The 26143-nt window shown below is 70.2% G+C and carries 23 protein-coding genes; 17 read left to right on the plus strand and 6 right to left on the minus strand.

Annotated elements, in window-relative coordinates:
- Positions 1-347: 347 nt before the first annotated feature.
- From NQZ70_RS11260 to NQZ70_RS11315, 12 genes are all read left to right on the plus strand, one after another.
- A complete protein-coding gene (locus tag NQZ70_RS11260) occupies positions 348-923 on the plus strand; it encodes a hypothetical protein (RefSeq protein WP_237245226.1) in 576 nt (191 codons plus the stop codon).
- Between the two features lie 55 nt (positions 924-978).
- Positions 979-2145, plus strand: coding sequence for a class I SAM-dependent methyltransferase (locus tag NQZ70_RS11265; RefSeq protein ID WP_129574225.1), 1167 nt, complete (start codon positions 979-981; stop codon positions 2143-2145).
- A gap of 44 nt (positions 2146-2189) precedes the next feature.
- Positions 2190-4586: a PP2C family protein-serine/threonine phosphatase gene (locus NQZ70_RS11270; RefSeq protein ID WP_129574226.1), complete on the plus strand. Its 2397-nt coding sequence runs from the start codon at positions 2190-2192 to the stop codon at positions 4584-4586.
- Positions 4587-4610: 24 nt separating this feature from the next.
- The gene (locus tag NQZ70_RS11275; RefSeq protein WP_012234413.1) at positions 4611-5528 is read left to right on the plus strand and encodes a slr1658 superfamily regulator; all 918 of its coding nucleotides are present in this window, start codon (positions 4611-4613) and stop codon (positions 5526-5528) included.
- Between the two features lie 75 nt (positions 5529-5603).
- On the plus strand, positions 5604-6566 hold the full coding sequence (locus NQZ70_RS11280) for a PP2C family protein-serine/threonine phosphatase (protein ID WP_237245227.1): 963 nt from the start codon (positions 5604-5606) through the stop codon (positions 6564-6566).
- Entirely contained in the window at positions 6566-7057 is a 492-nt protein-coding gene (locus NQZ70_RS11285; RefSeq protein ID WP_236644532.1) for an ATP-binding protein, read from the plus strand. The genes NQZ70_RS11280 and NQZ70_RS11285 overlap by 1 nt, the downstream gene beginning before the upstream one ends.
- Before the next feature lie 34 nt (positions 7058-7091).
- The gene (locus NQZ70_RS11290; protein ID WP_129574228.1) at positions 7092-7523 is read left to right on the plus strand and encodes a hypothetical protein; all 432 of its coding nucleotides are present in this window, start codon (positions 7092-7094) and stop codon (positions 7521-7523) included.
- 11 nt (positions 7524-7534) lie between these two features.
- Entirely contained in the window at positions 7535-8905 is a 1371-nt protein-coding gene (locus NQZ70_RS11295) for an STAS domain-containing protein (protein WP_129574229.1), read from the plus strand.
- 141 nt (positions 8906-9046) lie between these two features.
- Positions 9047-9544, plus strand: a complete 498-nt coding sequence (locus NQZ70_RS11300) for a MarR family winged helix-turn-helix transcriptional regulator (RefSeq protein WP_129574230.1) — start codon at positions 9047-9049, stop codon at positions 9542-9544.
- A gap of 27 nt (positions 9545-9571) precedes the next feature.
- The gene (locus NQZ70_RS11305; RefSeq protein WP_129574231.1) at positions 9572-10510 is read left to right on the plus strand and encodes a 3-keto-5-aminohexanoate cleavage protein; all 939 of its coding nucleotides are present in this window, start codon (positions 9572-9574) and stop codon (positions 10508-10510) included.
- Positions 10507-11292: an enoyl-CoA hydratase/isomerase family protein gene (locus NQZ70_RS11310; RefSeq protein WP_129574232.1), complete on the plus strand. Its 786-nt coding sequence runs from the start codon at positions 10507-10509 to the stop codon at positions 11290-11292. The genes NQZ70_RS11305 and NQZ70_RS11310 overlap by 4 nt, the downstream gene beginning before the upstream one ends.
- A 146-nt stretch (positions 11293-11438) precedes the next feature.
- On the plus strand, positions 11439-13001 hold the full coding sequence (locus NQZ70_RS11315; protein ID WP_237245639.1) for an acyl-CoA carboxylase subunit beta: 1563 nt from the start codon (positions 11439-11441) through the stop codon (positions 12999-13001).
- A 36-nt stretch (positions 13002-13037) separates the two neighbouring features.
- Here NQZ70_RS11315 and NQZ70_RS11320 read toward each other — a convergent pair whose 3' ends face one another.
- The gene (locus NQZ70_RS11320) at positions 13038-14525 is read right to left on the minus strand and encodes a hypothetical protein (RefSeq protein ID WP_129574234.1); all 1488 of its coding nucleotides are present in this window, start codon (positions 14523-14525) and stop codon (positions 13038-13040) included.
- Positions 14526-14648: 123 nt separating this feature from the next.
- On the opposite strand from NQZ70_RS11320, the gene NQZ70_RS11325 reads away from it, so the two are divergent.
- Positions 14649-15371: a thiamine phosphate synthase gene (locus NQZ70_RS11325; RefSeq protein ID WP_129574235.1), complete on the plus strand. Its 723-nt coding sequence runs from the start codon at positions 14649-14651 to the stop codon at positions 15369-15371.
- Positions 15368-15973 carry a hypothetical protein gene (locus NQZ70_RS11330; protein ID WP_129574236.1) on the plus strand — a complete coding sequence of 202 codons (606 nt, stop codon included), beginning with the start codon at positions 15368-15370 and terminating at the stop codon, positions 15971-15973. Before NQZ70_RS11325 ends, NQZ70_RS11330 begins: the two co-directional genes overlap by 4 nt.
- A gap of 11 nt (positions 15974-15984) precedes the next feature.
- On the opposite strand, the gene NQZ70_RS11335 is transcribed toward NQZ70_RS11330, so the two are convergent.
- Positions 15985-16980: a DNA polymerase III subunit gene (locus NQZ70_RS11335; protein ID WP_129574237.1), complete on the minus strand. Its 996-nt coding sequence runs from the start codon at positions 16978-16980 to the stop codon at positions 15985-15987.
- Positions 16981-17113: 133 nt separating this feature from the next.
- Between NQZ70_RS11335 and NQZ70_RS11340 the strand changes: the two genes are divergently transcribed.
- The gene (locus NQZ70_RS11340; RefSeq protein WP_129574238.1) at positions 17114-18133 is read left to right on the plus strand and encodes an NAD-dependent epimerase/dehydratase family protein; all 1020 of its coding nucleotides are present in this window, start codon (positions 17114-17116) and stop codon (positions 18131-18133) included.
- Positions 18134-18227: 94 nt separating this feature from the next.
- Positions 18228-19736 (plus strand): phenylacetate--CoA ligase family protein, encoded by a 1509-nt coding sequence (locus tag NQZ70_RS11345; protein ID WP_129574239.1) that lies wholly within the window; start codon positions 18228-18230, stop codon positions 19734-19736.
- A gap of 217 nt (positions 19737-19953) precedes the next feature.
- Here the strand turns inward: NQZ70_RS11345 and NQZ70_RS11350 are convergent, their stop codons facing one another.
- The 3 genes from NQZ70_RS11350 to NQZ70_RS11360 all read right to left on the minus strand — a co-directional run bounded on the left by NQZ70_RS11350 (position 19954) and on the right by NQZ70_RS11360 (position 23771).
- Positions 19954-21432 carry a protein kinase domain-containing protein gene (locus NQZ70_RS11350; RefSeq protein ID WP_129574240.1) on the minus strand — a complete coding sequence of 493 codons (1479 nt, stop codon included), beginning with the start codon at positions 21430-21432 and terminating at the stop codon, positions 19954-19956.
- Between the two features lie 227 nt (positions 21433-21659).
- Complete coding sequence (locus tag NQZ70_RS11355) at positions 21660-22304, minus strand: Uma2 family endonuclease (protein WP_237245228.1); 645 nt, start codon at positions 22302-22304, stop codon at positions 21660-21662.
- An 81-nt stretch (positions 22305-22385) separates the two neighbouring features.
- Positions 22386-23771 carry a YecA family protein gene (locus tag NQZ70_RS11360; RefSeq protein WP_129574241.1) on the minus strand — a complete coding sequence of 462 codons (1386 nt, stop codon included), beginning with the start codon at positions 23769-23771 and terminating at the stop codon, positions 22386-22388.
- Positions 23772-23914: 143 nt separating this feature from the next.
- Between NQZ70_RS11360 and NQZ70_RS11365 the strand changes: the two genes are divergently transcribed.
- Entirely contained in the window at positions 23915-24778 is an 864-nt protein-coding gene (locus tag NQZ70_RS11365) for an NAD-dependent epimerase/dehydratase family protein (protein ID WP_129574242.1), read from the plus strand.
- Between the two features lie 13 nt (positions 24779-24791).
- Here the strand turns inward: NQZ70_RS11365 and NQZ70_RS11370 are convergent, their stop codons facing one another.
- A complete protein-coding gene (locus NQZ70_RS11370) occupies positions 24792-26084 on the minus strand; it encodes a hypothetical protein (protein WP_207217799.1) in 1293 nt (430 codons plus the stop codon).
- Between the last annotated feature and the right edge of the window lie 59 nt (positions 26085-26143).

Genomic DNA, 26143 nt, shown 5'->3' on the forward strand with positions numbered 1-26143 from the left:
GCGGGTCTGTGGAGAACTCGGCCGGCGCGCGCCCGCGCCGCGGGCCGGCCACCTGGCGTCGCGCCCGAGCAACAGCGCACGTCGCGATCCGGGCCCCAGCGAGCGCACGGGGGGAGCACCTTTCTCTACCTGCGCGGAATATCAGCAACGAATAAATGTGATCTGTAACACATTATCGTTTCGATCCTGTGGCAATCCGGGCACCTCCAAGGCAGTCCTCGTCAGCGCTGTGCTCGTCCGAGTTCACCATGGCGACCTCGAGCGGGAGCGCGACGCACTCGACGCGGCACCCAGACTCCAGGTACTCTGCGTCCTGCCTCCTCTCGCAAACCAACCCCGAGGCCTTGATGTCCGTTTCGAAGCCGACCGATGTAGCCCCGACGCTGCGACCACCGCCGGTCATGGCGCCGAGCGGCATGATCATCTCAGCCAACTTCTCGGTCACTGGCTTCAGCAAGCGCTGGAGCCACTGCCATCAGATGGCGAACTTCCTCGCGCGGTACGCGAGCGCAAACGAGGACGACCCGGAGCGCTATGCGACGCTGCTCTCGACCTTCTTCAACGAGCTGCTTGAAGCCATTTATCGCAATCACGCTCCGTCGGGCGACATCATCATCACGTTCCAGAGGAACAACGGTCGCATCAGCGTGACGGCCGAGGTGCCCGCCAGCAGCGAGAACGTGGCGTTCTACAAGCACGCCGTCCAGCTGCTCAACCAGCCAGATCCGATGGCCTGGTACCGAGAGCAGCTCGAGCACGACGTGCCCGACAACGATGTTACGACTCTAGGTTTGCTAGAGCTCGCTGTGGTTTACGGTTCGACGCTAAGCCTTACTGAACCCAAGAACGGGACCTCGCTGACATTGAACATCGAGCTGCCGTTTACTGAGGTAGATGAAAATGAGTGCTTCAATCTACCCTGAGAACGCCGTTCCGCCCTCGTCCTCATCGGGGAGCCTTCCGTCATGGCGCTCATCGGTGACCTTCAACATGCGGGTCGACCAGGACGACCAGGAGGTGGCCCTCGCCGGCATGCTCCGGCCGTTCGTGGGCGACCAGATGCGGGCGATCCGAGGGACGCTGGAGACCGCCGCGAAGAACGCGACGGGCGAGCTCACCCTCGACTTCAAGCGCCTCAAGTACATGAACAACGTCGCCTTCCTCGAGATCAACCGGTTCGTCCGGTGGGCGGTGGAAGAGCGGCCCAACCTCAAGATCCGCCTCATCATCTCGAGCGTCATCCCCTGGGCGATGCGGAAGTTCCAGGTGATGGAGGAGCTCTACCCGAACGTCTCGGTGGAGGTGTACGACAAGGCGCTCTATCCGATCCAGAGCGTCATCGAGGACGAGGATTTCGTCAGGGTCCTGCGGACCCAGGAGAAGATCGTCTATAACCACGAGCGCAAGCTCCTCCACCGGCACGGCCTCCGGCCGGGCATGAAGGTCGCCGACATCGGCTGCGGGCTCGGGGACTTCGCGGTGCGGCTCAACGCGGAGTACAAGCCGGAGTACGTCACGGCCGTCGACCACTCCAGGGCGTTCCTGAAGCACGCCCAGGCGCACGCGAGGAGCCTCGGGATCGAGAACATCGAGTATCAGTACGGCGACGCCGCCGCGCTCCTGATCCCCGACGACTCCTTCGATTTCGTGTCCTGCCGGCTCGCCATCCAGGTGTTCCACATGCCGGACCAGCTGATGAAGGAGCTCTGCCGGATCTGCAAGCCCGGCGGCCGCGTCTACATCACGAACGAGATGCTCGCGTGCGTGACCGGCTATCCGGATCAGGACCTCATCCGCATGGGGTACCGGCGGTACCTCGAGCTGAGCCGGATGGTCGGGATGGACTTCGACATCGGCGTGAGGACCCGCGAGCTGCTCGCGAACGCGGGCCTCGAGGACATCCGCAGCGATCTCATCGACATCAACAACATGAACACCGACCCGAACAACTTCGCGAAGGTCGTGGAGAGCTGGATCAAATTCTGCGGCGACGTCGCGGCGTCGGCGAACGCCGATCCGGTGATCTTCGAGGAGATTGGCATCGGGCTCAGGGCCCATGTCTCTGCCATCCTCAGCGACAAGGGGTATGCGAACTGGCCGATACTCGCCGGCTCCGGGCGCAAGCCAGAACGGCTGATGCGGTAGCGTGAGTGAACTGGAGAGGCCGATGAGGCGCCGCGAGCCGACCTATGGAAGCTAAGGAGCGCAAGAAGTTTTCGATCGTCCAGTGGATCGTCGAGAGGTCCTCCGGGCGCTTCCGTACGAAGTTCATGCTCGTGGCCTCGTTCGGCGTCCTCATCGCTCTTGCTTCGAGCGCGGGCACGGCCCTCTACAACGTCACGCGGCTGGAGCAGGAGGCGAGCGCCGAGGTCTACGGCGGGCTGGCTCGCGCCAACGACGAGTACCTCGAGAACTACATCGAGACGACGGCGCTCCGCCTCGACCTCCTGTTCGAGCAGACGTTCTCCGAGCTCCGGATGACGGCGTCGATGCTCCAGACGCTGATCGACAACCCGGACGCCGCGGAGGCCATAGGCACTCTCCCCGACAAATCATCCTTCTTCAAGGACGATTTCGAGGTCGATCCGAACGGGAAGTGGACCCAGAACAAGCCGGGTGAGCAGTCCGTCATGAGCGTGTGGCACTACATGCTCGAGAAGGACGGCTCGATCAAGCCGGAGATCCTGAAGGACGTCAAGAAGAACGCGATCTTCGACCTGTTCGGCCCGGCCATCGTCAAGAACGGGAGCGAGAAGCTCCAGGTCTACTACGTGGGGCCGAAGGAGCGGCCCATCATGCGTCTGACGCCCTGGCTCGAGATGGCGCAGACGTTCGATCGGCTCTACCCGGGGCACACGGACAAGAACTTCTGGGACTCCTTCTTCCCGGGCATCTACGAGGGGTGGCAGCGCTGGCTCAAGGACCCCAGCAGCAAGCCCGTCCCGAAGACCGACGTCACCGGATATCCTCCCTACATCGACGCGGCGACCGGCGGCAACATCGTCACCTTCTTCCATCCCCTCTGGACGAAGGACCGGGCGGACTGCGCCGGGGCGGTCGCGATCGACATCACGCTGGATCAAGCGGTGGCCCTCATCCGGCATGTGCACATCAAGTCGACGGGCTTCGCGTTCATGTCGATGTCCGACACGAACGTCCTCGCGATCAACAGCGACGGCGAGAAGGTCCTCGGGATCGGCACGCGGGACGGGCAGAACGAGGGCGTGAAGGAGGTCAAGCGCCTCCTCAGCCAGAGCCAGTACCCCGAGGTCGCCAAGATCGCGATGCCGTCGAGCGAGAAGCCGGTCTTCCACCGGGTCTCGATCCAGCGGGCGCCGGGCGAGCCGGCCACGCCCTACGTCGTCGTCCTGCGGCGCCTGCCCGGGATGAACTTCTACCGGGGTGAGAAGCCCATCGGGATGGAGTACTGGGTGCTCGGGTTCGTGGTGCCCGAGTCCGAGCTCTTCTCCACGGTGCACTCGGCCCAGCGCGCCATCCAGTCGACGGCGGGGAACATCCTGGGCCAGCAGATCATCGTCGTCGTGCTGAGCCTGTTCGCCGTGCTCGTGGGCATCGCCTGGGTCGCGCGGAGGATCACGGCCAACCTCGTCGATCTCTCCGAGGCGGCGCACCGGCTGATGAACAAGGACTACTCGATGCGGGTCAACATCGACAGCCAGGACGAGATCGGGCGGCTCGGGATGACCTTCAACGCGATGGCGTCCGACATCGAGCGGTACACGACCAACCTGGAGGAGCTCGTCAGCGAGCGGACGATGGCCCTCGAGAAGGCGAACGAGGAGATCAGCGAGCTGAACGCGAAGCTCGCGCAGGAGAACATCCGCCTCGGCGCCGAGCTGAACGTCGCGCGCCAGCTCCAGCTGATGGTGCTCCCCGCGCCGAGCGAGCTCCAGGAGATCCCGGGCCTCGACATCGCCGGCTACATGGCCCCGGCCGACGAGGTCGGCGGCGACTACTACGACGTGCTCAGCAGCGACGGGCTGGTGAAGATCGGCATCGGCGACGTCACCGGCCACGGGCTGGAGAGCGGCGTGCTCATGCTGATGGTGCAGACGGCCGTCCGGACGCTGCTCGCGAGCAACGAGCGGGATCCGAAGAAGTTCCTGAGCATCGTCAACAAGGTCATCTACCAGAACATCCAGCGCATCCGCTCGGACAAGAACCTGTCGTTGACCCTGCTCGACTACAGCGACGGCCAGCTCCAGCTCACCGGCCAGCACGAGGACCTGATCATCGTCCGGAAGGACGGCACCCTCGATCGCGTCGAGACCATGGGGCTCGGCTTGCCGATCGGCATCGATCTGGATATCAGCGACTTCATCGGCAGCATCGAGGTGAAGCTCGAGCCCGGGGACGTCGTGACGCTGTTCAGCGACGGCATCACCGAGGCGGAGGACTCTTCAGAAGAGCAATACGGCATCGACCGGCTGTGCCAGGTGATCTCGCGCAACCACGAAAGGACCTCGAGGGAGATCAAGGACGCTATCATCGAGGACGTCTTGGCGCACGTAGGCTACAACAAAATCCATGATGACATTACGGTACTTGTCATTAAGAGGGTATGAGCAAGGGGGAGACTGGGCATTACCATGAGCGAAATCATCGGCGTCTACTCTTTAGACGATTCGTTCAGCGAGCACATGTCGCTGACGTTGTACCCCGACTCGTTCGCGGTGAGATGGAGCCTGTGTAACCTGACGGCGAATTTCATGGCCGAGTACTTCGGGGAGCTCTTCCCGGAGATCGACGGCGAGGACAGGCTCATCAGCCGAGACGAGGTCTCAGGCGCCATCGGTTACGTTCTGAACGAGCTGGTTGAGAACGCCGTCAAGTTCAATCAGCACGGTGATATCACCGTGACCGTCGGCATCGGGCGTGAGGACCTGGTGTGTCTCGTCAGCAACCAGATCACGAACGCGGCCGTCCCGTCGCTGCGGGAGAAGCTCCTCGAGCTCACGCAGGAGGACCCGGGGGAGCTCCTTCGGCGGCAGGCGGAGGCGAACGCAGAGGACGCGGAGAACGCCGGGTCGGGGCTCGGCTATCTCATCATCATGAATGATTACGGTGTCAGTCTTGGGTGGAAGCTCGATCCGATCTCGGTGAACAGCTTCAGCATCAAGACGATGGCCAGGATTCCTATTTTGAATGAAAGGTCGAGAATGGAAATCAAAGGTGGCAATTACCGGGTTTGGTACGATCCCTCTGAGGTTGTGGTGTACCTGGAAGGCATCCTTCGTCTTGGCGGCACCACCGAGTATGCCCCCATCGAGGAGCTGCTCGACAAGGTCCTGGCCACGAACCCTCCCACCATCACGCTCGACGTCAGGGCGCTGAACTTCCTGAACAGCTCGGGGATCAACGTCCTCTACAAGTTCGCGATCGCCACCCGGAAGAAGGGGGAGCTCCAGCTCATCGTCCGCGGCTCGAAGTCCATCCCGTGGCAGGGGAAGTCGCTGCCCAACCTCAAGAAGTTCAACCAGAACTTCGAGATGATACTCTGTGATTGAGAACGGATGGGATCTTCCGTCCAACCCGAATCGCGTCCAGGTCGAGCCATGACTGCACCTAAGGACATCAGCTCGATGCACTCCAGAGGCTTCATACAGAAGCAGAACAATCTGGATGCCATCAGGGCGATCGTGAAGGAGCGGCAAGCGTGGAACACTCTCCTGCGCGACGAGGGGAATTTCACAGACTTCATGGAGCGCTGCAGCGCACTCTTGGAGTACGTCGATAAGCTGAAGCTCGACTTCGACGATCTCTCCCTGGTGCACGAGGCGATCCTGGAGCACGCGACCAGCATCGAGAACGAGTTAGAAGGGTACAACCGGGCCATCGACGACGACCTCGCGGTGGCGCGGCAGGTCCAGCGCGCCCTGCTGCCGGAGGCGAGCGGGGCCATCGCCTCGGCGTTCGACATGGCCATCTTCCACAAGCAGCTAGCGCAGGTGGGAGGGGACTATTACGACTTCTTCTATCTCCCCGGCGAGCGCCACGCGATCGGTGTTTACGATATCTCGGGTCACGGAGTATCGTCGGCGCTCATCATGGCGTTTCTGAAGGCCCAGTTCGCCCACGCCACCAAGCGCCTCGACAGCCCCGGGGCGATCGTGGATTGGGTGAACCGGAGCGCTTACTCGTTCCTCCGGGAGGTTCGCCGGTACGCGACGGTGAACTTCGTCATGTTTACGGACCGATTCCTCCGCTACGTCTCGGGCGGAGGGTACGGGCTCCTGGTCCGTAGGGGCACGCCTCGCTCGTTCAACCGGGTGAGCAACTTCATCGGTCTGCGCATCAAGCCGTTTCACGAGTTCGAGCTGCCGTTCGAGGAGGACGACGTCCTCGCCTTGTACACAGACGGGATGTTCGAGGCGCAGGACGCGAGCGGGGAGATATATTCCGTGCAACGTCTCAACGAAATCGTCGTCAAGCACAGCGAGGAGCCGGTGCAGGTCATCCTCGACCGGTGCATCGAGGACTACACGCGGTTCCGAGTGGCGGACGCCGACGACATCACACTGATCATCCTGCGAAGGTGCGCCTGATGAAGCCCGAGAAGAATCATTCGCAGACGTCGGTCGGTGCATCGATATATATATCTCCGATCGATCACATCACGGGCGACGTGGCCGGCCTGCTTGCGAACTTTCTGGATGCGCTCCTGGTGAGGTTCTATCCCAGACGGATCTGCCAGAAGGTCAACGTGGTCGTCACCGAGCTGGTCACCAACGTGATCCAGCACGGGACCGAGCGTGACAGCGAGGTACGACTCGACCTGAGCATCGATCCCGACCGGCTACTCATCAAGGTATCCAACCGCGTTACGCCGGAAGAGTACCGTACCGTCAAGGCGGTATTCGACGAGATCTTCGCCGCGGAGGACCCGAGGGAGCTCTTCGCCAGGACGGTGCGCGAGCGGCGCAACGACCGGCGGAGGGGCGGCCTCGGCCTCATTCGGCTGACCGCTGAGAACAAATTCCATCTCTCGACGCAGTACGTCGATGGAATTCTCGTCGTCCAGGCTACTTTCCCTTGAAAAGGCTGCGTATGTTTTCCACGAAAGGTCGCGTATGAAGGCTCTCAGCTATGGAGAAATCACGGATGGCGGGCTGAGCGTCTTTCAGTCGGTCGCCCGGCTCGATGACGACAACCGCCTCGTCTTGACCTTCGAGGGCGCTATCCGGATCGACAACCCGTACCGGTACCTGTCCAGCTACCTCGACGAGCTGGCGCGAGTCCTCCCGCAGCATCCGATCACGTCCACGGTGATGGACTTCGTGAAGATGCGGTTCTGCAACTCGAACGGCTTCTACGTCATCATGGACATCGTGGACGCCGTATACAACCTGGTGCCCGGGCGGGTGACGGTGCGGCGGATCCTCGACGACGACTGGCAGCACGAGACCCTGCCGATCCTGCTCAACCTGAACGAGGAGCACGTGGCCGCGCGGACGACGTTCGAGGAATCAAAGAGCCGTAACCGTGGGGTGGGGGCTCGGTAAGGCGACCGGCGATGAACGCACCTGCGAACGAAGCGGACGTAGCGAGGTTCTTCGCTGTCTGTCCCGATCCGCTCTGCGTTCTGCGGATCGACGGATCGTTCCTCCGCGTGAGCGGCGCCTGGGAGCGCACGCTGGGCCTCGGGTCCGAGGAGCTGGTCGGCCGGAACCTGCTCGATCTGGTGCACCAGGACGACGTCGCCGCGACGCGGGAGCAGCTGGCGCGGCTCCGGGAGGGGCCGGTCACGCTCGGGATGGAGAACCGGTGCAGGAGCAGGAGCGGCCTCTACGTGTGGCTGTCCTGGTCGATGCTGTCGGTGCCCGGCGAGGGGCTCGTCTACGCCTGGGCGCGCAACGTGGGCAAGCAGAAGCGCGTCGAGCGGGCGCTGATGCAGCGGATCGAGACCAAGATGCTGGTCGCGTCGATCTCGGCCCATTTCATCAATGTGAAGCTCGCGGACATCGACCGCGGCTTTCAGCTGGCGCTCGCGGAGCTCGGCAAGGCGCTGCGCGCCGATCGGACGAGCCTGTTTTTGCTCTCGGAGGACGGGCTGCGGTTCCTGAACACGCACGAGTGGTGCGCCGAAGGGGTCCCGTCGCTGCTCGCGGAGCGGGCCGTCGTCTCCAAGGACGTGTATCCGTGGCTCGTCGACAGGCTGTGCCGCCTCGAGGTGTGCGACGTGCCGCGCGTGGCCGATCTGCCGGATGAGGCAGCGAGCGAGCGGCGAGCGTTCACGGAGCTAGGGATCGCCTCGTTCGTCCGGATGCCCGCGGCGTACGCGGGCCGGCTCGTGGGGGTCGTGGGGATCGACGCGGTGCGCTCGATCCGGGCGTGGGACAAGAGCGTGCGGGCGCTGCTCCAGGTCGTCGGGGAGATGTTCGCGATCACGCTGGAGCGTATGCGCGCCGAGGAGTCGCTGCGCGCGGTGGTCGAGCAGCAGGAGTCGCTGCGCGCGGTGATCGAGCGGCAGGAGTCCGCGATCGAGACGCTGTCGACGCCGATCATCCAGGTCTGGAACAGCGTGCTCGTGCTGCCGCTCGTGGGGAGCATCGATCGGCACCGGGCCACCGAGATCACGGAGAAGCTGCTGCGCACGATCGTGGAGACGAAGTCGCGGTATGCGATCGTCGAGGTGACGGGGGTCGAAGAGGTCGACTCGACGACGGCGCAGCACCTCATCAGCATGCTGCAGACGATCGAGCTGCTCGGCGCGCAGGGCGTGGTGGCCGGCGTGCAGCCCCAGGTGGCGCAGACGGCGTCGTCGCTCGGGATCGATCTCTCGTCGGTCCAGGTGCACCGGGACCTCCAGGAGGCGCTGCGGTGGTGCATCCGGGAGATCCGGGCGGAAGTGCGGCGAGGGAAGCGGGGGCGCGGCGGCCCGTAGCAGGTCGGCGCCACGAGCTCTCTCCCCGACGGCCGGCCGTTGCGGTCGTGATCTAGATGTGTCCGCTCGGTACGCGCGTGGCGTGTGAGCCCGCGCGCTTGACGCGACCTTCGGGAGCGAATATTTCGTACACGAAGCATCGTGACCGCGACCCTGCCGCCGCCAGAGAGGCCGGAGATCGACGCCATCGTGGAGATGATCATCTATCTCTACACGGAGTCGCGCCGGCTCACGAAGGGCATGGCGAGCGGGTTCGGCCTCACCGGACCCCAGCTCACCATCCTCAAGCTGCTCGAGTCGTTTCAAGATCTGTCGCTGTCCACGCTGTCGGAGCGGATCCGGGCGCAGAACAGCACCGTGACGGGGATCGTCGACCGCATGGAGCGGGAAGGGCTCGTCCGGCGCGAGCGCTCGAAGGCCGATCGGCGGGTCGTGCACATCCGGCTCAGCGAGAAGGGAGCGCGGCTCGCCAGCGAGATCCAGGTCGAGCCGATGGAGATCTTCCGCAGCGCGCTCCTCGGCCTGAGCTCGACCGATCTGCGCGACTTGCTCCGGATCCTGACGAAGCTGCAGAGACAGGTGGTCGCCCGGGTCGCGCAGAGCGGACAGAAGAAGGGCGACGGCGGCGAGAGGACGTGAAGAGGACGTGAAAGGGAGGCAGGGGGCATGAGAGAGAAGCCGACGTTCACCGGGGAGCCGAGGAAGCCGAACGAGCGAGACCCCGATGTCTGCGTGGTGACCTGCGCGCTGTCCGGGGTGCTCGCGAACCGCAAGCAGTGCCCCGCGATCCCGTACACGCCGGTCGAGATCGCCGAGGAGGCGAAGCGGGCCTACGACGCAGGGGCGGCGGCGGTGCACATCCACGCGCGCAACGACGACGGGTCGCCGACGTTCTCCCCGGCCGTGTTCGCGAAGATCAAGGAAGAGGTGCGGCGGCGCTGCCCGGTGATCCTGAACTTCTCGACGGGCACCCTCCTCGAGGACGTCAGCGAGCAGTGCGCGGCCATCCGCGAGAGCCGGCCGGAGATCGCGGCCCTCAACATGGGCACCATGAACTACTCGAAGTACTCGCGCGCGCGGAAGAGCTTCGACTTCGACATGGTGTTTCCCAACACGTACGCGAAGATCGGCAAGCTCCTCGCCGCCATGAACGAGGCCGGAACGAAGCCCGAGCTCGAGTGCTTCGACACCGGGCACACCCACGGCGTGTGGCCGCTCATCGACATGGGCCTGCTCAAGCCGCCTCTGCAGTTCTCGTTCATCGTCAACGTGCTGGGCGGCATCCCGGCGCATGTGGAGTCGCTCCAGCTCCAGACCAAGATCATGCCGCACGGCTCGGAGTGGGAGGTGATCGGCATCAGCCACGGGCAGTGGCGGATGCTGGCGGCGGCGCTCGTGCTCGGCGGCAACGTGCGGTGCGGGCTCGAGGACCACCTCTACCTGCCGAGCGGCGAGATGGCGCGCAGCAACGGCGAGCTGTGCGAGGTGGCCGTGCGCATGGTGCGCGACGTCGGGCGCAGGCCGGCCACGGTCGAGGAAGCCCGGCAGATCCTGGGGCTGCACGGGGACGGCGCGGGCGGTCCGGCGGAGGGGGCGGCCTCGTGACGGCCGGCGCGACCGCGGTCGTCCAGGCCGCCTCCGCGGGGGGCGTCCTCCGGCTCACGCTGAACAACCCGGGGCGCAAGAACGCGATCGGGCCGGCGATGGTGAACGAGCTCCTCCGTGCCCTCGAGGCCGGCATGGCCGACGCGGCGGTGCGCTGCGTGGTGCTGACCGGCGCGGGCGACGCGTTCTGCGCCGGCGGCGACTTCGCGCAGCTCACCGGCGCCGAGGGGGCGCCGGCGCCCGAGCCGAAGGGCGACTACGCGGACCTGCTGCTCGCCATGGCGAACGCGAGCAAGCCGATCGTGGCGCGGGTGAACGGGCACGCGCTGGGCGGCGGGCTCGGGCTCGTCGCGGCGTCGCACGTCGCGATCGCCGCCCGCGGCGCGAAGCTCGGGACGCCGGAGATCGACGTGGGCCTGTTCCCGATGATGATCATGGCGGTGCTCCAGCGGCACGTGAGCCGCCGCAGGCTGCTGGAGATGATGCTGCTCGGGCAGCGCCTCGACGCCGACGAGGCCGCGCAGTGCGGGCTCCTCAACCGGGTGGTCGAGCCGGGCGCGCTCGACGCCGCGGTCGACGAGGTGACCCGGGCGATCGCGGCGAAGAGCCCGATCGCGGTGCGGCTCGGCCTGGAGGCGTTCGCGGCGCAGGACGATCTCGACCTGGAGTCGGCGCTGCCGCTGCTGCGCGAGCGGCTCGCGGGCTGCCTCGCGACCGACGACGCGCGCGAGGGGCTCATGGCCTTCCTGGAGAAGCGGCAGCCCCGCTGGTCGGGCAGGTAGGCGCCGGGGGCGCGTGGGTGCTTTGCGGGGGACGGGAGGGCGCCGCAGGCCGCGGCGCTCGCTGGCTCTCGGTTGAGGCGGCCCCACTCGACGCCGCGCGCCGCGCGGTGGCGGGCGGGGCGCGCAGGATGAGGTGGCCCGTGAACATGCGAGAGCTCGTGAAGGACCTCGAGGCCCGCCGGGAGCAGGTGCGGCGGATGGGCGGCGAGGAGCGGGTGGCGAGGCAGCACGCCCGCGGGAAGATGACGGCGCGGGAGCGGCTCGCCGCGTTCTTCGACGACGGCGTGCACTTCGAGGTCGGGATGCACGGCACGCAGATGGGGCTCGCGGCCGGGCCGGACGGGAAGGACCGGCCGCCGGCCGACGCGGTGGTGTGCGCGTTCGGCAAGGTCGACGGGCGGATGGTGTGCGCGGCGGCGTACGACTTCACCGTGAAGGGCGGGAGCATCGGGCAGACGGGCGAGGAGAAGGTGACCCGGCTGCGGCAGATGGCGCTCCGCGGGCGCTGGCCGATGGTGTGGTTCATCGACTCGGGCGGGGCGCGCATCGATCCCGGCTCGATGCACCCGGACAGCATCTCGCTGTTCGCCGGCTCGGGGCACCTGTTCCGCGAGCAGGTGCACATGAGCGGCGTGGTGCCGCAGGTCGCCGCCATGGTGGGGCCGGGCGCCGCGGGCACCGCGTACATCCCGGGGCTCGCGGACTTCGTGCCGATGGTCAAGGACGTCGGCTCGATGGCGCTCGGCGGCCCCCCGCTCGTGCGCGCAATGACGGGCGAGGCCATCTCCGAGCAGGAGCTCGGCGGCAGCAAGGTGCACGCGACGAAGAGCGGCGTCGGCGACGCGGAGTACGCGAGCGACGCCGAGTGCATCGCCGCGGTGAAGCGGTACCTCTCGTTCTTCCCATCGAGCTGCGACGAGGAGCCGCCGCGCCTGCCGGTGACGGATCCGGTCGAGCGGCGGGAGGAGTCGCTGCTCGACCTGCTGCCGGAGAGCCCGCGGCGCGCCTACGACATGCTGAAGCTGATCGACGCGATCGTGGATCACGGCGAGCGGTTCGACCTGAAGCCGCGATGGGCGCGCTCGATCATCACGTGCCTCGCGCGCATCGGGGGCCAGCCGGTCGGCATCGTGGCGAACCAGCCGACCCAGATGGGCGGCATCCTCGACGTGGACGCCTCCGACAAGGCCGCGCGCTTCATGCAGATCTGCGACGCGTTCAACGTCCCGCTCGTGTTCCTGCAGGACGTGCCGGGCTTCATGATCGGCTCGAAGGTCGAGCACGAGGGGATCATCCGCCACGGGGCGAAGATGCTGCACGTCATGGCCGCGGCCACCGTGCCGAAGATCACGGTGGTCGTGCGCAAGGCGTACGGCGCCGGCTATTACGTGATGTGCGGGCGCGCGTACGAGCCGGACCTCATCGTCGGCTGGCCGACCGCGGAGATCAGCGTGATGGGGCCGGAGGGGATGCTCGGGATCGCGGCGAAGAAGATGTTCGGGGACGCGCCGCCGCCGCCCGAGGTGAAGCAGGGGATGATCGAGGCGATCCAGAAGAACATCGACGTGATGAAGGTCGCCGGGTGGGGGCTCATCGACGACGTGATCGATCCGCGGGACACGCGCAGGGCGATCGCGTGGGGGCTCGAGCTCGCGCGGAAGAAGCGGGTGGAGCGGCCGGAGAAGAAGCGGGGGATCATCCCGGTGTAGCGCGGGGCTCGGCCGCGCCCGGCGCGGCGATCCGTCTCAAGGTCGCTCGCCGTCCTCCGGCTCCGGCGCCTCTCCCTCCTCGGGCTTCGGCGTCGGCACGGCGCGGGGCGCGGCCGCGTAGAACGGCTCCGGCGCGCTCTTCACGCGGAGGAGCGTCGAGCTCTTGGCGCGGACGATGGCCGTGTACGCGTCCAGGCCGAGCCCTGTGCCCGGCTCGTTCGCGTGCAGCGTGGCCTTGACCTGGTAGAGACCCTCGCGGGCGAAGGTGTTGTCGGGGCAGACCTCCCGCAGGAGGAGCGAGAGGTCGACCGACGCGCCGGGCTTCAGCGTCCTGAACATGTCGCGCGGGATCGCCCCTGTCGGCGGGGACGCCTCGCACACGGTCGTGCCGTTCGGTCCGACGACGAGGAACGCGAGCATCCGCGACCGGATGGCCACGGTCATGGGGCGCCTGCCGGCGTTCTTCGCGCTGACCCGGACGACGATCGAGCGAGGGCTCGCCGCGTCGGACCAGGGCTCGCTCGTGAGCTCCAGGCGAGGCGCGTTCGCGTCCACGATCGGCTCGCCCGGCGCGCCCGCAGCGACTTGAATCGGCTTGTCGGCCGGGGGCTGCGCTGTCTTGTCGGCCGGGGGCTGCGGCGGCGCCTTGTCGGCCGACGGTTGCGCCGTCTTGTCGGCCGGGGGCTGCGCCGCCCCATCGGCCGACGGCTGCGCCCCATGGTCTGCCGCCGAGGGCGGCGCGGCGCTGCCAGCGCCGTCCGCGGCGGCCTCCTTGCGGGGCAGGCCGTAGCTCAGCACGACGGTGGGCGCCGCCAGCCCGGGCGCCGGCGCGAACGCCGGCGGATCGTCGGTCGACTCCGCGGCGAACGGCGGCGAGGGCGCCTTTCTCGACCACTTGGGCGGCGGGCCCCAGCCGTACCACGCCCTCACCACCGCGCCGCCGGCGAGCGCGGCTTCGTCCTTGCCGAAGCAGAGCAGGCGTGGATCGAAATGCTCCACGTACGACTGCCCGGGCGCGAGCAGGAGCGCGCGCCGCTCGGGAAACCCGCTCGGCTTGAGCCCCGCGGGGGCGGCGCAGCGGGTCGTCTTCTTCGTGCGCTTGTTCAGCGTGTCGATCTCGAAGCGCAGCAGGCGCACGTCCGCCGGGATGCGCATGGGGCGCTCCCCTTCGTTGTCGATGCGCATCGTCCACGGCCCCTTGGGGGACGGCGCGATGAGCCAGATGCGCGCCGGCGCCGGCGGCAGCGGCGCGGGCTCGGGCGCCTTCTTCTTCGCGCCCGCCCTCGGCGCGGCCGCGCTCGCCTTCGGCGCCGCGGCCTTGGCCCCGCCAGGCGGGGCGGCGGCGTCGGCCTTCGGGCCCTCGGCGGGCGCGGCGGAGCTCGGCTTCTCCCCCTGCTGCGCGGGGCCCGGCTTCTCCTCCGCGAGCGCAGGGCTCGACGCGAGCCCCAGGACGGCCACGGCGGCCGACGCGGCCGACGTGGCCGACGCGAACAGACAGGCGATCCGGACGAGACGTGTGCGCATGGAGGATCCGTTCGGGAGCGAACGCTTCCGCTTTCTTTCTGGGGGCGTCAACCTTAGCGTAGCCGGCGAGCCCGGCTTCCCTCGGGGGCGCTCGGGCGCTCTCCCATCGCTCGAAGCGTGGTCATGCGCGGCCTGTACGCCATCGTCGACACCGATTCGCTCGAGCGCCGCGGGCTCGATCCGGCGGCGTTCGCCGAGGCCGTCCTCGACGCGCGCCCCGGGGCCCTCCAGCTGCGGGACAAGCGCGGCGGGGCCGCGCGCACGCTCTCGCTCCTCCGCGCGATCCAGCCGCTCGCGGCGCGCGCCGGCGTGCCGCTGTTCGCGAACGACCGGGCAGATCTCGCGGCGCTCGCGCGCTGCGACGGCGTGCACGTCGGCCAGGACGATCTCCCGGTGCCCGCGGTGCACCGGCTCGCGCAGCGCGCCGGCGCCCGGCTGCGCGTCGGGCTCTCCACCCACACGCCCGCGCAGATCGAGGCCGCGCTGCGCGAGGCGCCCGAGCACCTCGATTACATCGCGATCGGGCCCATCTTCTCGACGTCGAGCAAGGAGCGCCCCGACGCCGTGGTCGGCCTCGAGGGGCTCGCGTCGCTGCGCACCATGGTCGAGCGGGCGCGGCCGGGGCTGCCGGTCGTGGCGATCGGCGGCATCTCGCTGGAGCGGGCGCGCGACGTGGGCCCGCTCTGCTCCGCCGCGTCGATCATCGCCGCGCTGCTGCCGGAGCCGGGCGCGCCGACGTCGCGCGCCCTTGAGGAGGTGAGCGCGCGGGCGCGGGCGCTCACGGAGGCCCTCGCGCCCGCGGCCGCGGCGCCGCGCGGCGCGGGCGCAGGCGCAGGCGCGCGATGAGCCTCACGCTGCTCGCGGCGGCCGCCGCGGCGGTGGCCGCCACCGTGGGCTACATGGCGGCGCGCCGCGAGCGGGAGGCGCTGTGGGAGGACCGCGACGAGGACGAGCGCGCCGCGCCCGCGGCGTCCCCCGAGGGCGCGCCGTGGGACGAGCTGCCGTTCGCGCTCGGCGACGTGGTCCTGGCCGGGATCGAGGAGCGCTGGCTCTCGGGCGCGATCGTGGCGCGCGAGCGGGGCGAGGTCGTCGCGACGGTGTTCCTCGCGCCGGAGGGCGCGACGCAGCGGGCGGTGGTGGCCTTCCCCGCGCCGCGGCGCGACATCCTGTGGCTCGCGCCCGCGGCGGTCGACTCGCCGGACGAGCCGCCGGCGACGCTCGAGATCGCGGGCATGACCCTGCGGCGGCGCGCGCGGCTGCCGGCGGCGCTGGAGCGCCTGGGGCAGGGCGCGCCCTCGCTGGGCGAGGCGGGGATCATCGCCCTGTACGAGGGCGGCGGGCACGACGCGGCCGTGGTGCTCGCGAGCGAGGGGCGCATCCACGCCTGGGTCGGGCGGCGCGTCGAAGAGGGCGGGTACGAGCGGCTCGGCGGCGGCGGCGAGGGCTGACGCGGCGGCCGTCAGCCGATGACGCCGCGCAGCTCCGCGATCAGCGAGGCCATCGCCAGGCTCGGCGAGGCGTTGCGCTCGAGCTGCGCCACGGCGCGCGAGACCGCCGCGTAGCGCCTGGCCGAGACGACGGCGCGGCGCGGATCGGCCGCGACCGCGGCGCGGGCCTCGCGGGCGAGCGACGCGTTGAGCGCGCGGAGGTCGTCCTTGAGGGCGCCCTTGTCGCGATCCAGCGACTCCGCGAAGGCGACGGCGGGCCCGAGGTCGCGAGCGGCCGCGGCCGCGAGGATGCTCCTCACGAACGCGTCGCGCGAGGCGGTCTGCTCCTCGTCCGCGAGCTCGAGCGCCGTGGAGGCGCTGCCCGCGGCGAGCTCCACGGCGAGGTCGTGCCGCTCCTCGGGCACGCCGTGATCGCGGAGGATGCCGCGGACGATCGGCTCGGAGAGCGGGGCGAAGCGCACGGGCAAGGTGCGCGAGCGGATCGTGTTGAGCAGGCGGTCGCCGCGCGAGGTCAGCAGGATGAAGTGGGTGCCCGGCCGCGGCTCCTCGAGCGTCTTGAGGAACGCGTTCGCGGCGCCGACGCTGAGGTCCTCGGCGTCGCGGACGATGAACACCCGCGCGCGCCCCTCGTGGGGCGGGTAGGACGCGTGGGCGAGCACGATGGATCGGACCTGGTCGACCGAGATCTCGGTCAGCTCGTCGCGGTTCCGGCCGATGATGGCGGCGGGGTAGAAGTTCTTCGCGACGATCTGCACATCGGGGTGGAGCGGCGCCGCGGGGCGCCCCTCGGAGCGCGCGGCCGCGCGCCGGCACGCGTCGCAGCGGCCGCAGCCGAGCGGATCGCCCCCGGTGCAGACGAGCGCCTGCGAGAGCGCGACGGCCGCGAGCTCCTTGCCGACGCCGGGCGGGCCCTCGAAGCGGTAGGCGTGGTGCACGCGGCCCGTCTCGAGCGCGCGCACGAGGGTGCCGACCGCGGTGTCCTGGCCGAGGATATGGGAGAACGGCACGGACCGCTCTCTACCACGGCCGGGGCGCGGCCTGATCCCGCTCGAGCGCGAGAGGCCGCCCGGCGCCCGCCCGCGCCGCGATCGCGTCGCCCGCGTCGTCCGCATTGCGCGCGGCGGTGATAGGTTGCCGCGCATGCGCGTCCTCGTGCTCGGCGGCACCCGGTTCATGGGCCATTTCCTCGTCTACCGCCTGCTCGCGGCGGGCCACCACGTCACCCTCCTGAACCGCGGCGCGACGCCCGATCGGTTCGGCGACCGCGTCGCGCGGGTCCGCTGCGACCGCGCGGCCGACGACCTCGCGCAGGCGCTCGTGGGCCGCGAGTTCGACGCCGCGGTGGACTTCACCGCGTACACGGCCGCGGACGGCCGCGCGGCGGCCCGGGCGCTCGCCGGCGGGCGCGTCGGGCACTACGTGATGATCAGCACCGGCTCGGTGTACCTCGTGCGCGAGGGGTGCCCGCGGCCGTCGCGCGAGCGCGACTACGACGGCCCGCTGCTCCCGGAGCCCGAGGGCGAGGACGATCGCGCGGCGTGGGCCTACGGCATGAACAAGCGCGGCTGCGAGGCGGCGCTCGCGGCCGCCTTCCGGGACGACGGCTTCCCGGCGACCGTGCTGCGCATCCCGATGGTGAACGGGGAGCGCGACCCGCACCGCCGCCTCGAGCGCTACGTCGCGCGCGTGCTCGACGGCGGCCCGCTGCTCGTCCCGGACGGCGGCGGGCACGCCGTGCGGCACGTGTACAGCGGCGACGTCGTGCGGGCGATCGTGAAGCTGCTGCTCGTGCCGTCGACGTTCGGGCAGGCGTACAACCTCTGCATGGACGAGAGGCCGACGCTCGCGGAGCTGCTCGCGCTCGTGGCCGAGCTGCTCGGCGCGCCGGCGCGCCTCGCGCCGGTCGACGCGGCCGCGCTCCGGGCGCGCGGCATCGACCCTGTCGCGATGTCGCCGTTCAGCGATCGCTGGATGTCGCTGCTGGAGCCAGCGAAGGCGAGGGCGGAGCTCGGCTTCCAGCACACGCCGCTGCGGCGGTGGCTGGAGACGGTGATCACGTCGCTGCTCGCGAACCCGCCGTCCGATCCGCCGCCGGGCTACGAGCGGCGCGCCGACGAGGTGTCGCTCGCGGGCGAGGCGGGGAACGCCGGCCGCGCGTGAGGTAAGCTGGGCCCGCGGGGAGGCGAGCGGGCCGGGAGGCCGCGCGCCGCCCGCGCGCCTCGCCGTGAAACGTCCGAAGGAGGGAGAGCTCGCGATGCAGGATGTAGCACCCAGGCGGGTCTTGGCGGCCATCGACGCCTTCCTGAGCACGCCGCTCGACGCGGCGCTGTCGCGGCATCGCGAGGTCGATCCGGCGGCCGGCGCGCTCGCGTTGTTCCACGAGGTCGCCGCGACGGTCCCCGCGTACCGGCGCTTCCTCGACGAGCGCGGCGTCGATCCGGCGGCGGTCCGGACCCCCGCGGACTTCGCGGCGCTCCCGGTGATCACGAAGCAGAATTACGTGCTCCGGCACCCGATCGCGGACCTGTGTCGGGGCGGGCGCGTCGAGTCCTGCGACATGGTCGCCGTCTCGTCGGGCTCGACGGGCAAGCCGACGTTCTGGCCGCGGTCGGTCGCGGACGAGCTCCCGGTGGCCCGGCGCTTCGAGCAGGTGTTTCACGACAGCTTCCGGGCCGACGCGCGCCGCACGCTCGCCGTCGTGTGCTTCGCGCTCGGGTCGTGGGTCGGCGGGATGTACACGACCGCGTGCTGCCGCCACCTCGCGGCGAAGGGATATCCGATCACGGTCGTTACGCCGGGCAACAACAAGGACGAGATCTTCCGCGTCGTGCTGGATCTGGGGCCGGCGTTCGATCAGGTCGTCCTGCTCGGTTATCCGCCGTTCCTGAAGGACGTGATCGACACGGGGCGGGCGCGCGGGGTCGACTGGGCGCCGCTCCGGATCAAGCTCGTGATGGCCGGCGAGGTGTTCAGCGAGGAGTGGCGGAGCCTGGTCGGCGAGCGCGTCGGGTCGACGTCGCCCTGCTACGACTCGGCGTCGCTCTACGGGACGGCGGACGCCGGCGTGCTGGGCAACGAGACGCCGCTCAGCGTCGCGATCCGCCGGTTCCTCGCGGGGAGGCCGGACGCCGCGCGCGCGCTCTTCGGGCAGGACCGGCTCCCCACGCTCGTGCAGTACGACCCGGCGGTGAGGTTCTTCGAGCAGCGCGAGGGGATGCTGCTCTTCTCGGGCGAGAACGGGGTTCCGCTCGTCCGTTACGCGATCCTCGACAGCGGGGGCGTCTATGCGCACGCGGACATGATGGCGGCGCTCGCCGGCTTCGGGTTCGATCCGCGGCGGGAGCTCGACGGCGAGCGCGGCGCCCGGGAGCTGCCGTTCGTCTACGTGTTCGGGCGCTCGGATTTCACGGTGTCGTATTTCGGGGCGAACATCTATCCGGAGAACGTGGTCGTGGGCATCGAGCAGCCCGGCGTGAAGGAGTGGGTGACCGGGAAGTTCGTGCTGGAGGTCCGCGAGGGCGCGGACAGGGACGCGTATCTCTCGGTCGTGGTCGAGCTCGCGCCGGGGGAAGGGGAGAGCGAGGCGCGGCGCGAGGCGGCGGCGCGGTCGATCGAGGAGCACCTGGTCCGGCTGAACAGCGAGTTCAGGAGCTACGTGCCGGCGGGGAAGCGCGCGCCGCGGGTGACGCTGCGGGCGGCGGGGGATCCGGAGTACTTCCCGCTGGGGGTGAAGCACCGGTATACGAGGAAGCCGGGGGGGTGAGGGCGTCGAAGATCGATTATCAATCTCGTCGGCGGGCGGGGCCCGCGCATCGGAAGCCAACGAGATCCATCCGGTGACCGGTCTTGAGCCTGGAACACCGATCTCGTTGATCAAGCGAGAAATGAGCCGCCAAGGCACCAAGGACGCCAAGATAAGATTCTCTTCTTGGCGTCCTTGGCATCTTGGCGGTTCGAAATTCTGCGCTTTTCAGGCAGTTTCAGCTCGCGTCCAGCGGCGCCTCCCTCGCGCTGCCGACGGCGCCCCTGAGCGCCTCGCAGAACGCCGCCACATCCGGGTACCGCTCCGACGCCTCGAACTCGATCGCCCTCTCGAGCACCTTCCGCACCGCGTCGCCGCACGGCAGCCGCTCTATCACCCGCCCCGGATACCGCATCATGATCGGCGGCAGCTCCCCCCCGTGCAGGCAGAACACCGCCGTCATGCCGAGCCCGTACACGTCCGCGCGCGCGTCGGCGTCCTGCGGGCGGTGCATCAGCTCCGGCGCCGCGTAGAGGAACGTCCCCAGCGCCCCGCTCCTCGTGCCCCCCGTCGTGTCCCGCGCCCAGACAAGATCGAAATCCGTGATCCGCGGCAGCCCCTCTCCGTCGAGCAGGATGTTCGCCGGCTTCACGTCCCGGTGCACGAGCCCCCGCCCATGCGCGAACGAGATCGCCTCTCCAGCGCGGAGGATCATCGGGATCACCCCCTCTGCCGGCAGCCGCTTCCCGACGACCGCGCTCTGCACGTCCTCGCCGTGCACGAGCTCCATCACGAAGTAGTGCCAGCCGCCGTCCTCGCCCTTCGGCTCCAGGATGCGCACGACGCCGGGGTGGTCGAGCTCCGCCATCGCGCGCGCCCCGCGAAAGAACCGCTCCCGCCGCCCCTCGTCGCCCGCGAGGTTCGGGTGCAGCACTTTGATCGCCACCGGCTGATCGCCCCGCCCCGCGTCGAGCGCGCGCCACACCGTCGCGAACCCCCCGCGGCCGATCCGCTCGAGCAGCAGGTACCGCCCCTCGCTGAGCTCCTCGCCCACGTGCAGCTGGCCGCCTTCCCGGCGCTTGCGCCTGAGGTCGACGATCTCCTGGTCCACCTCCACCGTGCTCGCGCCGGCGGCCTTCAGCCTCACCCGCCGCTTCTGCGCCGCGGCGATCTGCTTGTCGATCGCGCGGATCGCCTCCTCGGCCTCGCGCAGCGTCGCGGCGAGCGCGCTCGTCGGCGCGGCCCTCGTGGGCCCCGCCTCCGGCCGCGCGCTCGCGGCGGCCTCCTCCACCGCCGCGCGGATGCCCCGGACCACGGCCGTCCAGGCCTCGTCCGGGTCGGCCCAGCTCGTCACCGCCCCGCCGTCCCGCGGCAGCGCCTCCAGCTCCGCCAGCGCGGTGCCCTCCCGGTCGCACGGGCGCACCAGGATCGGCACCACGCGCGCGTCGCCCCGGCGGTGCCGCTCCAGCGCGGCGCCGAGCTCCCGCTCGTAGCAGCTGTCCGAGGCGAGGAACGCCTCGCTCACCAAGAGCAGCACCACCTCGGCGGCGGAGAGCTCCGCCGCGATCGACGCGTCGCGCACCGCGCCGGCGCCGATCCGGCCGCGGTGCCACGTGCTCACCAGGCCCTGCCGCTTGAGGGCGGCGAGGTGCGCCTCGAGCGCCTCGAGGTGCGACCGATCCGCGGGGGCGTAGGAGATGAAGACGTTGACCGCCATGCGCTGAGGAGCGTCGCTGCGGCGGCGAGCACGCTGCGTCCCGGCCGTCCGCTCCGCGCCGACCAGGCTACCAGACGCTGCGCTGTCCTGCGCTCGCCCTCGATCCTCGGCGTCGACGAGGCGACGCCCACGTCGGCCGACGGTCCCCGCGCCGCGGCTGCCGCCCGTGACCCGCGCTTCGTGAGAGCGCGGGTCACGGCGCGTCGCGGTCGCGCCGCCCGCCCTCGCTACTCCTCGCCTTCCGCGCTGCCCGGCGGGGGCGGTGGTTCCTGCTGCTCTGCAGCCTCGAGCTCGTCGAGCTCGCGAAAGAGCGCGTCCAGATCCAGCGATAGCCCCGCGCAGCCCGGCACCTCCTGCAGCAGCCCCCCGGTCGCGGCGAGGCGGCGCACGTAGCTCCCGTCCCGCGTGAGCTCGTGGACCTCGAAGCTGCGGAGCTGCGGATCGAGCAGCCAGTACCAGGGCACCCCGAACGCGGCGTACTCCTCCAGCTTCTCGACGCGGTCGCGCCGCTCATCGCGCGGCGCAGGGGAGACGGTCTCGATCATGATGTCCGGCGGGATTCCGACCGGACCACGGGCAGGGGGCTTCCGGGCGCGCGACAGGAACACGGACACATCGGACTTGCGCCCGCGCCGCGGCTTGAGGGCGTACTTCACCTCGGAGCCGAAGACGAGGCCGCCGCGCGGGACGGCCCAGGCCCGCAGCATCTGGATGAGCCAGGCGACGGCCAGCTCGTGGACGCAGTCGGACATCTCTTCCTCGACCAGCCGACCGTCAACGAGCTCGCCGGGCTGGTCTTCCGGCAGCGCAGCCCACTCCGCGACGGACAAGAGGCGGCCTGCGGGGTGCTCCGGGTAGGCGCTCTGGCTCACATCGAGGAGGGTACCACCGCCCCGCGCCGCGCGCCGCCCTGAGAGCGCGGTCGCCGTTCCACCGCCCGGCGGCCCGGCCGCTCACGCGGTCTTCCCGCAGCACCGCTTGTACTTCTCGCCGCTCCCGCACGGGCAAGGGCCCTTGCGGGACGGTCCTTCCTGGCGGGGCGCCTGGATCTTCGGGTGATAGTGCTCGCGGAGCGGCGCGAGCAGCCGCATCGTGTCCTCCGGCGACCAGCGGGCATGGACGAGGCGGATGAACTCGCGCGGAAGGAAGAGCTGCTCTGGCTCGGCGCGCGCCGTCCAGGGGATGAAGAGCATCATCAGGGCCATGACCTCCGCGTCGTCGACGAACGACTGCCGGGTGTTCACCGGGAGCGTCATCGCGAGCGCCTCGGGCACATCTTCCTCGCGCTCGAAGCGCAGCGGGTCGCCCGCGGCGAGCCGGCGGGTGAGCGAGACGGCCATCCGCGCTCCGAGGCTGCGCTGCGCGGCGGCCGCCGATTCGGGCTCGTCGAGCGCCGCCTCGGCGGTGGTCCGGAAGAGGGTCAGGAGCGCCTCCGGGAAATGGGCCCCGGAGAGATCCCGCGGCGCCGACAGCGCCTTCTGCACCTCGGCGCGGAGCCTGGCATGACCCACGCCGAGCGCGATCAGGCTCCCGACGCTGGTCACGAGCCGGAGCTGCGATGCGGCCTCGTCGAACGCCGTCTTGCAGGCGCGGAGCTGCGCCTTGCCGACCTTCGCGACGCCCCAGAAGCCGCGCAGGGCGAGCGCGACGCTCCCCTGGCGCGAGGCGCCCCACGCGAGGCAGGAGCTCGAGAGATCGAGCTCCTCCGGGAGCGACTCGACGAGCGCGCGGCCGTCCATGAACGCGAGGACCGCGAGGTGCCCGGTGGCCCAGAACAGGTCCCAGTAGCGCCGGAGCACGGGCGTCAGCGCGCGCTTCGGGTGCTCGACGCGGAGGAGCGCGCCGCGCAGGTCATCGAGCTCGGTCACCGTACCGAAGAAGGCGCGCAGGAACTCGAGGCCGAAGAGCGGCCGGAAGGCCGAGATGCCCACGAACTCCTCGCGCGACAGGTCCGGGCCGGCGTGGAAGATGCGGTCGACGAGCTGCGCCGTGTGCCCCTTCGGCCCGGCGAGCTCGCGCGCCGCGGCCATGCGCGCGCGCAGATCCGCGACCTTCTCGGTGAGCCCGTCGAGCTGCCCGCGGGTGATGACCGGGAGGTCGCCCGCGCGCATCCCGGCGCCGAGGCAGGTCACGAAGCGACCCTCGCGCGTCACGACGAGGAACGGCCCGCACGCGGGATCGTCGAGCGAGATCGCGACCCGCTCTGCGCCGTCGGGGAGCCTGGCGCAGCGGAGGAGGTACTGGACGAGGCCGTGATCGCGGTAGAGCGTGAGCGCGAGCTCGACGTGAGGGAGCGAGACGCGATCGAGCCTGGACAGGAAGTGATGTTGGTGTCCCACGGTCGCGAGCGGATCCTAGCGGCCTGGGCAATGCGTGCTAGAGCGCCCCAACGCTCGATTCCTGCTGTCGGGTCGTCGCAACGCTCGCTGCAGGCGTTGCGATGGCGACTCGGGGGCCTAGCCTGGTAAAGGGCGCAACGACCATGCTCGATCCCTCTCCCCCGCTCCTCGTCCTCGGCTGCGGCTTCACCGGCGCGGTGGTCGCCGGCCTGCGGCGCGCCTCCGGCGGCCGCGTCGTCGCGACCACGCGCTCCTCCGAGCGCGCCGCAGAGCTCGCCCAGGCCGGCATCGAGGTGAGCGTCCTGCCGGCGCTCACCGCCGCGGCCGTCGACCGGCTCGTGGCGGACGGCGCGGACGTGCTCGTCGCCTTCCCGCCCGACGGCGCGACCGACGCCGCGATCGCGCCGTCGCTCCGCCGCGCGCGCGCGATCGCGTACGTCTCGTCGACCGCCGTCTACGGCGACGCGACGGGGCGCATCGACGAGGCGACGCCCACGTCGGCCGACGGCCCGCGCGCCGCGGCGCGCCTCGCGGCCGAGGCCGTGTACCGCGAGCGCGGCGCCGTGGCGCTGCGCGCCGCCGGCATCTACGGCCCGGGCCGCGGCCTGCACCAGCGGCTCTCGCGCGGCGACTTCCGCATGACCGGCGAGGGCGATCGGCAGGGCAGGAACGTCGTCTCGCGCATCCACGTCGAGGACCTCGCGCGCCTCGCGCTCGCGGCCCTGGAGCGCGCCGTGCCCGGCGACGTCTTCGTGGTCGCGGACGACGCGCCCGTGCCGCAGATCGAGGTCGTCCGCTGGCTCTGCGCGCGGCTCGGCCTTTCGCTGCCGGCCGGCGCGCCGCGGGAAGATCTCCACGAGACGCTCCGCCACGATCGCGCGGTGGACAACGCGAAGATCAAGCGCGCCCTCGGCATGACGCTGCTCTACCCGAGCTACCGCGAGGGGTTCGAGGCGTGCCTCGCCGTCGAGGCCGCGGCCTCGGGCGCTCCGCGCCACCGCGGGTGATCGCGGTCGCGAGCTACAGGACGTCCGAGCCCTGCCTCGTGACGACGATATCGTCGCTGTCACCCGTCGCGCCGCCGGCCGCGCCGGGACCGTCGGCCGTGCCGTTCTCGCCGACGCTGGACAGCGTGTAGCCATCGCCGCCAGGGCTCCTCTCGTACACGAGCGGGCCTGTCCCACAAGGATCCTGCGGGAGCGCCCGCAGCGCCTCCGGATAACCCCCGTCCGCATACGCCCGCTCTGCCTCGACGGCCGCGCGGGCCAGGAGGTACGACGCCCGCAAGGCGCAATCCCGCCTCGCGGTCCTCTGGAGATGCTCGGCGTCCAACATGGCATTGAGCCCCGTGACGTCGACGGCGAGGGAATCGGCGGCGACCTCCTGAAAGCGCTCGACCTGGGAATAATCGCGCTGCGCGTCGAGCGCGATCTGCTCCGCGGCGCGCAGCTGCGCGTCGAGCGGCGGGAGGGCGTGACCGAACACGGCGGCCATCGGGAGCGCCGTGGTGAGCGCGCGGGCACCGGTGGACGACGCGAGAGGACGGAGCTCCTCCTCGGGCAGCGGTCCACCGTCGCTCAGGCTCATCGCCATCTGGCGCAGGCGCAGGCGCTCTTTCCGGAGCACGTCGGCGAGCTGCGGCAGGCGCCGCCCGTGCTCCTCGAGCGCCCGATCCAGCGCGGTGAGCTCCGCCGCGGGGAGCCGGGGCGCGCCGGCGACGAGGGCCGCGGCGCGGCGGTAGGCGCGCTCCGCGTCGTGAATGCCGATCAGGCCGGCGATGGCCGAGCCTGCGGACAGGTCCGCGCCGACCTTGGCGACGGTGAGATAACGGTCCAGGGCGCCGCGCGTATCCCCCTTGGCCTCGAGCCAGCGCCCCTGGACCAGGACAGCGCGGTTTGCGTGCCACACCGGATGGATTGGACCGTAGTCGATCCACGCGCTGTCCTCCGGCAGCTCGTAACGAGAGCAACGCGCCGTCTGCCGGAAGGCGTCGATCTCCGGGCGGCGCCGCTCGATCTCGGCGGCGAGCTCGGGGGGGAGCGGCGCGCCGGGCGCAGCCTCGAGCGCTCGCTTGACCCACTCGGGATGGATGTCCAGCTGAATCGACGCCGTCCTCGCGTAGCTCGCCCCGCAATCCACCTGCGCGGCGCCCTCGCCGGCAGGCCGCGAGCGCTCGCGGATCCGCGCGCGTTCCGCGTCCCATTCGGCCTGGGTGGCATCCCGGTAATCCCGGAGCCGGGACTGACCCCACGCCGACGCGCCGGCCCGGAACAGCGCGAGAAGCGCGGCCGTCGCCGCGAGCCCGACCCCCACACGTCTCAACCTCCCGAGGAGGCGCCCCTTGCTGTCGGTCATCGCACCGGAAAAGCCCG

Origin of the sequence: Sorangium sp. So ce836 (genome assembly GCF_028553905.1) — a bacterium.
Lineage (GTDB): Bacteria > Myxococcota_A > Polyangia > Polyangiales > Polyangiaceae > Sorangium > Sorangium cellulosum_D.

Coding starts and splice junctions, on each gene's coding strand:
- NQZ70_RS11260 (WP_237245226.1), top strand. CDS start 348: ATGTCCGTTTCGAAGCCGACCGATGTAGCCCCGACGCTGCGACCACCG.
- NQZ70_RS11270 (WP_129574226.1), top strand. CDS start 2,190: ATGGAAGCTAAGGAGCGCAAGAAGTTTTCGATCGTCCAGTGGATCGTC.
- NQZ70_RS11275 (WP_012234413.1), top strand. CDS start 4,611: ATGAGCGAAATCATCGGCGTCTACTCTTTAGACGATTCGTTCAGCGAG.
- NQZ70_RS11280 (WP_237245227.1), top strand. CDS start 5,604: ATGCACTCCAGAGGCTTCATACAGAAGCAGAACAATCTGGATGCCATC.
- NQZ70_RS11285 (WP_236644532.1), top strand. CDS start 6,566: ATGAAGCCCGAGAAGAATCATTCGCAGACGTCGGTCGGTGCATCGATA.
- NQZ70_RS11290 (WP_129574228.1), top strand. CDS start 7,092: ATGAAGGCTCTCAGCTATGGAGAAATCACGGATGGCGGGCTGAGCGTC.
- NQZ70_RS11295 (WP_129574229.1), top strand. CDS start 7,535: ATGAACGCACCTGCGAACGAAGCGGACGTAGCGAGGTTCTTCGCTGTC.
- NQZ70_RS11305 (WP_129574231.1), top strand. CDS start 9,572: ATGAGAGAGAAGCCGACGTTCACCGGGGAGCCGAGGAAGCCGAACGAG.
- NQZ70_RS11315 (WP_237245639.1), top strand. CDS start 11,439: ATGCGAGAGCTCGTGAAGGACCTCGAGGCCCGCCGGGAGCAGGTGCGG.
- NQZ70_RS11320 (WP_129574234.1), bottom strand. CDS start 14,525: ATGCGCACACGTCTCGTCCGGATCGCCTGTCTGTTCGCGTCGGCCACG.
- NQZ70_RS11325 (WP_129574235.1), top strand. CDS start 14,649: ATGCGCGGCCTGTACGCCATCGTCGACACCGATTCGCTCGAGCGCCGC.
- NQZ70_RS11330 (WP_129574236.1), top strand. CDS start 15,368: ATGAGCCTCACGCTGCTCGCGGCGGCCGCCGCGGCGGTGGCCGCCACC.
- NQZ70_RS11340 (WP_129574238.1), top strand. CDS start 17,114: ATGCGCGTCCTCGTGCTCGGCGGCACCCGGTTCATGGGCCATTTCCTC.
- NQZ70_RS11345 (WP_129574239.1), top strand. CDS start 18,228: ATGCAGGATGTAGCACCCAGGCGGGTCTTGGCGGCCATCGACGCCTTC.
- NQZ70_RS11350 (WP_129574240.1), bottom strand. CDS start 21,432: ATGGCGGTCAACGTCTTCATCTCCTACGCCCCCGCGGATCGGTCGCAC.
- NQZ70_RS11365 (WP_129574242.1), top strand. CDS start 23,915: ATGCTCGATCCCTCTCCCCCGCTCCTCGTCCTCGGCTGCGGCTTCACC.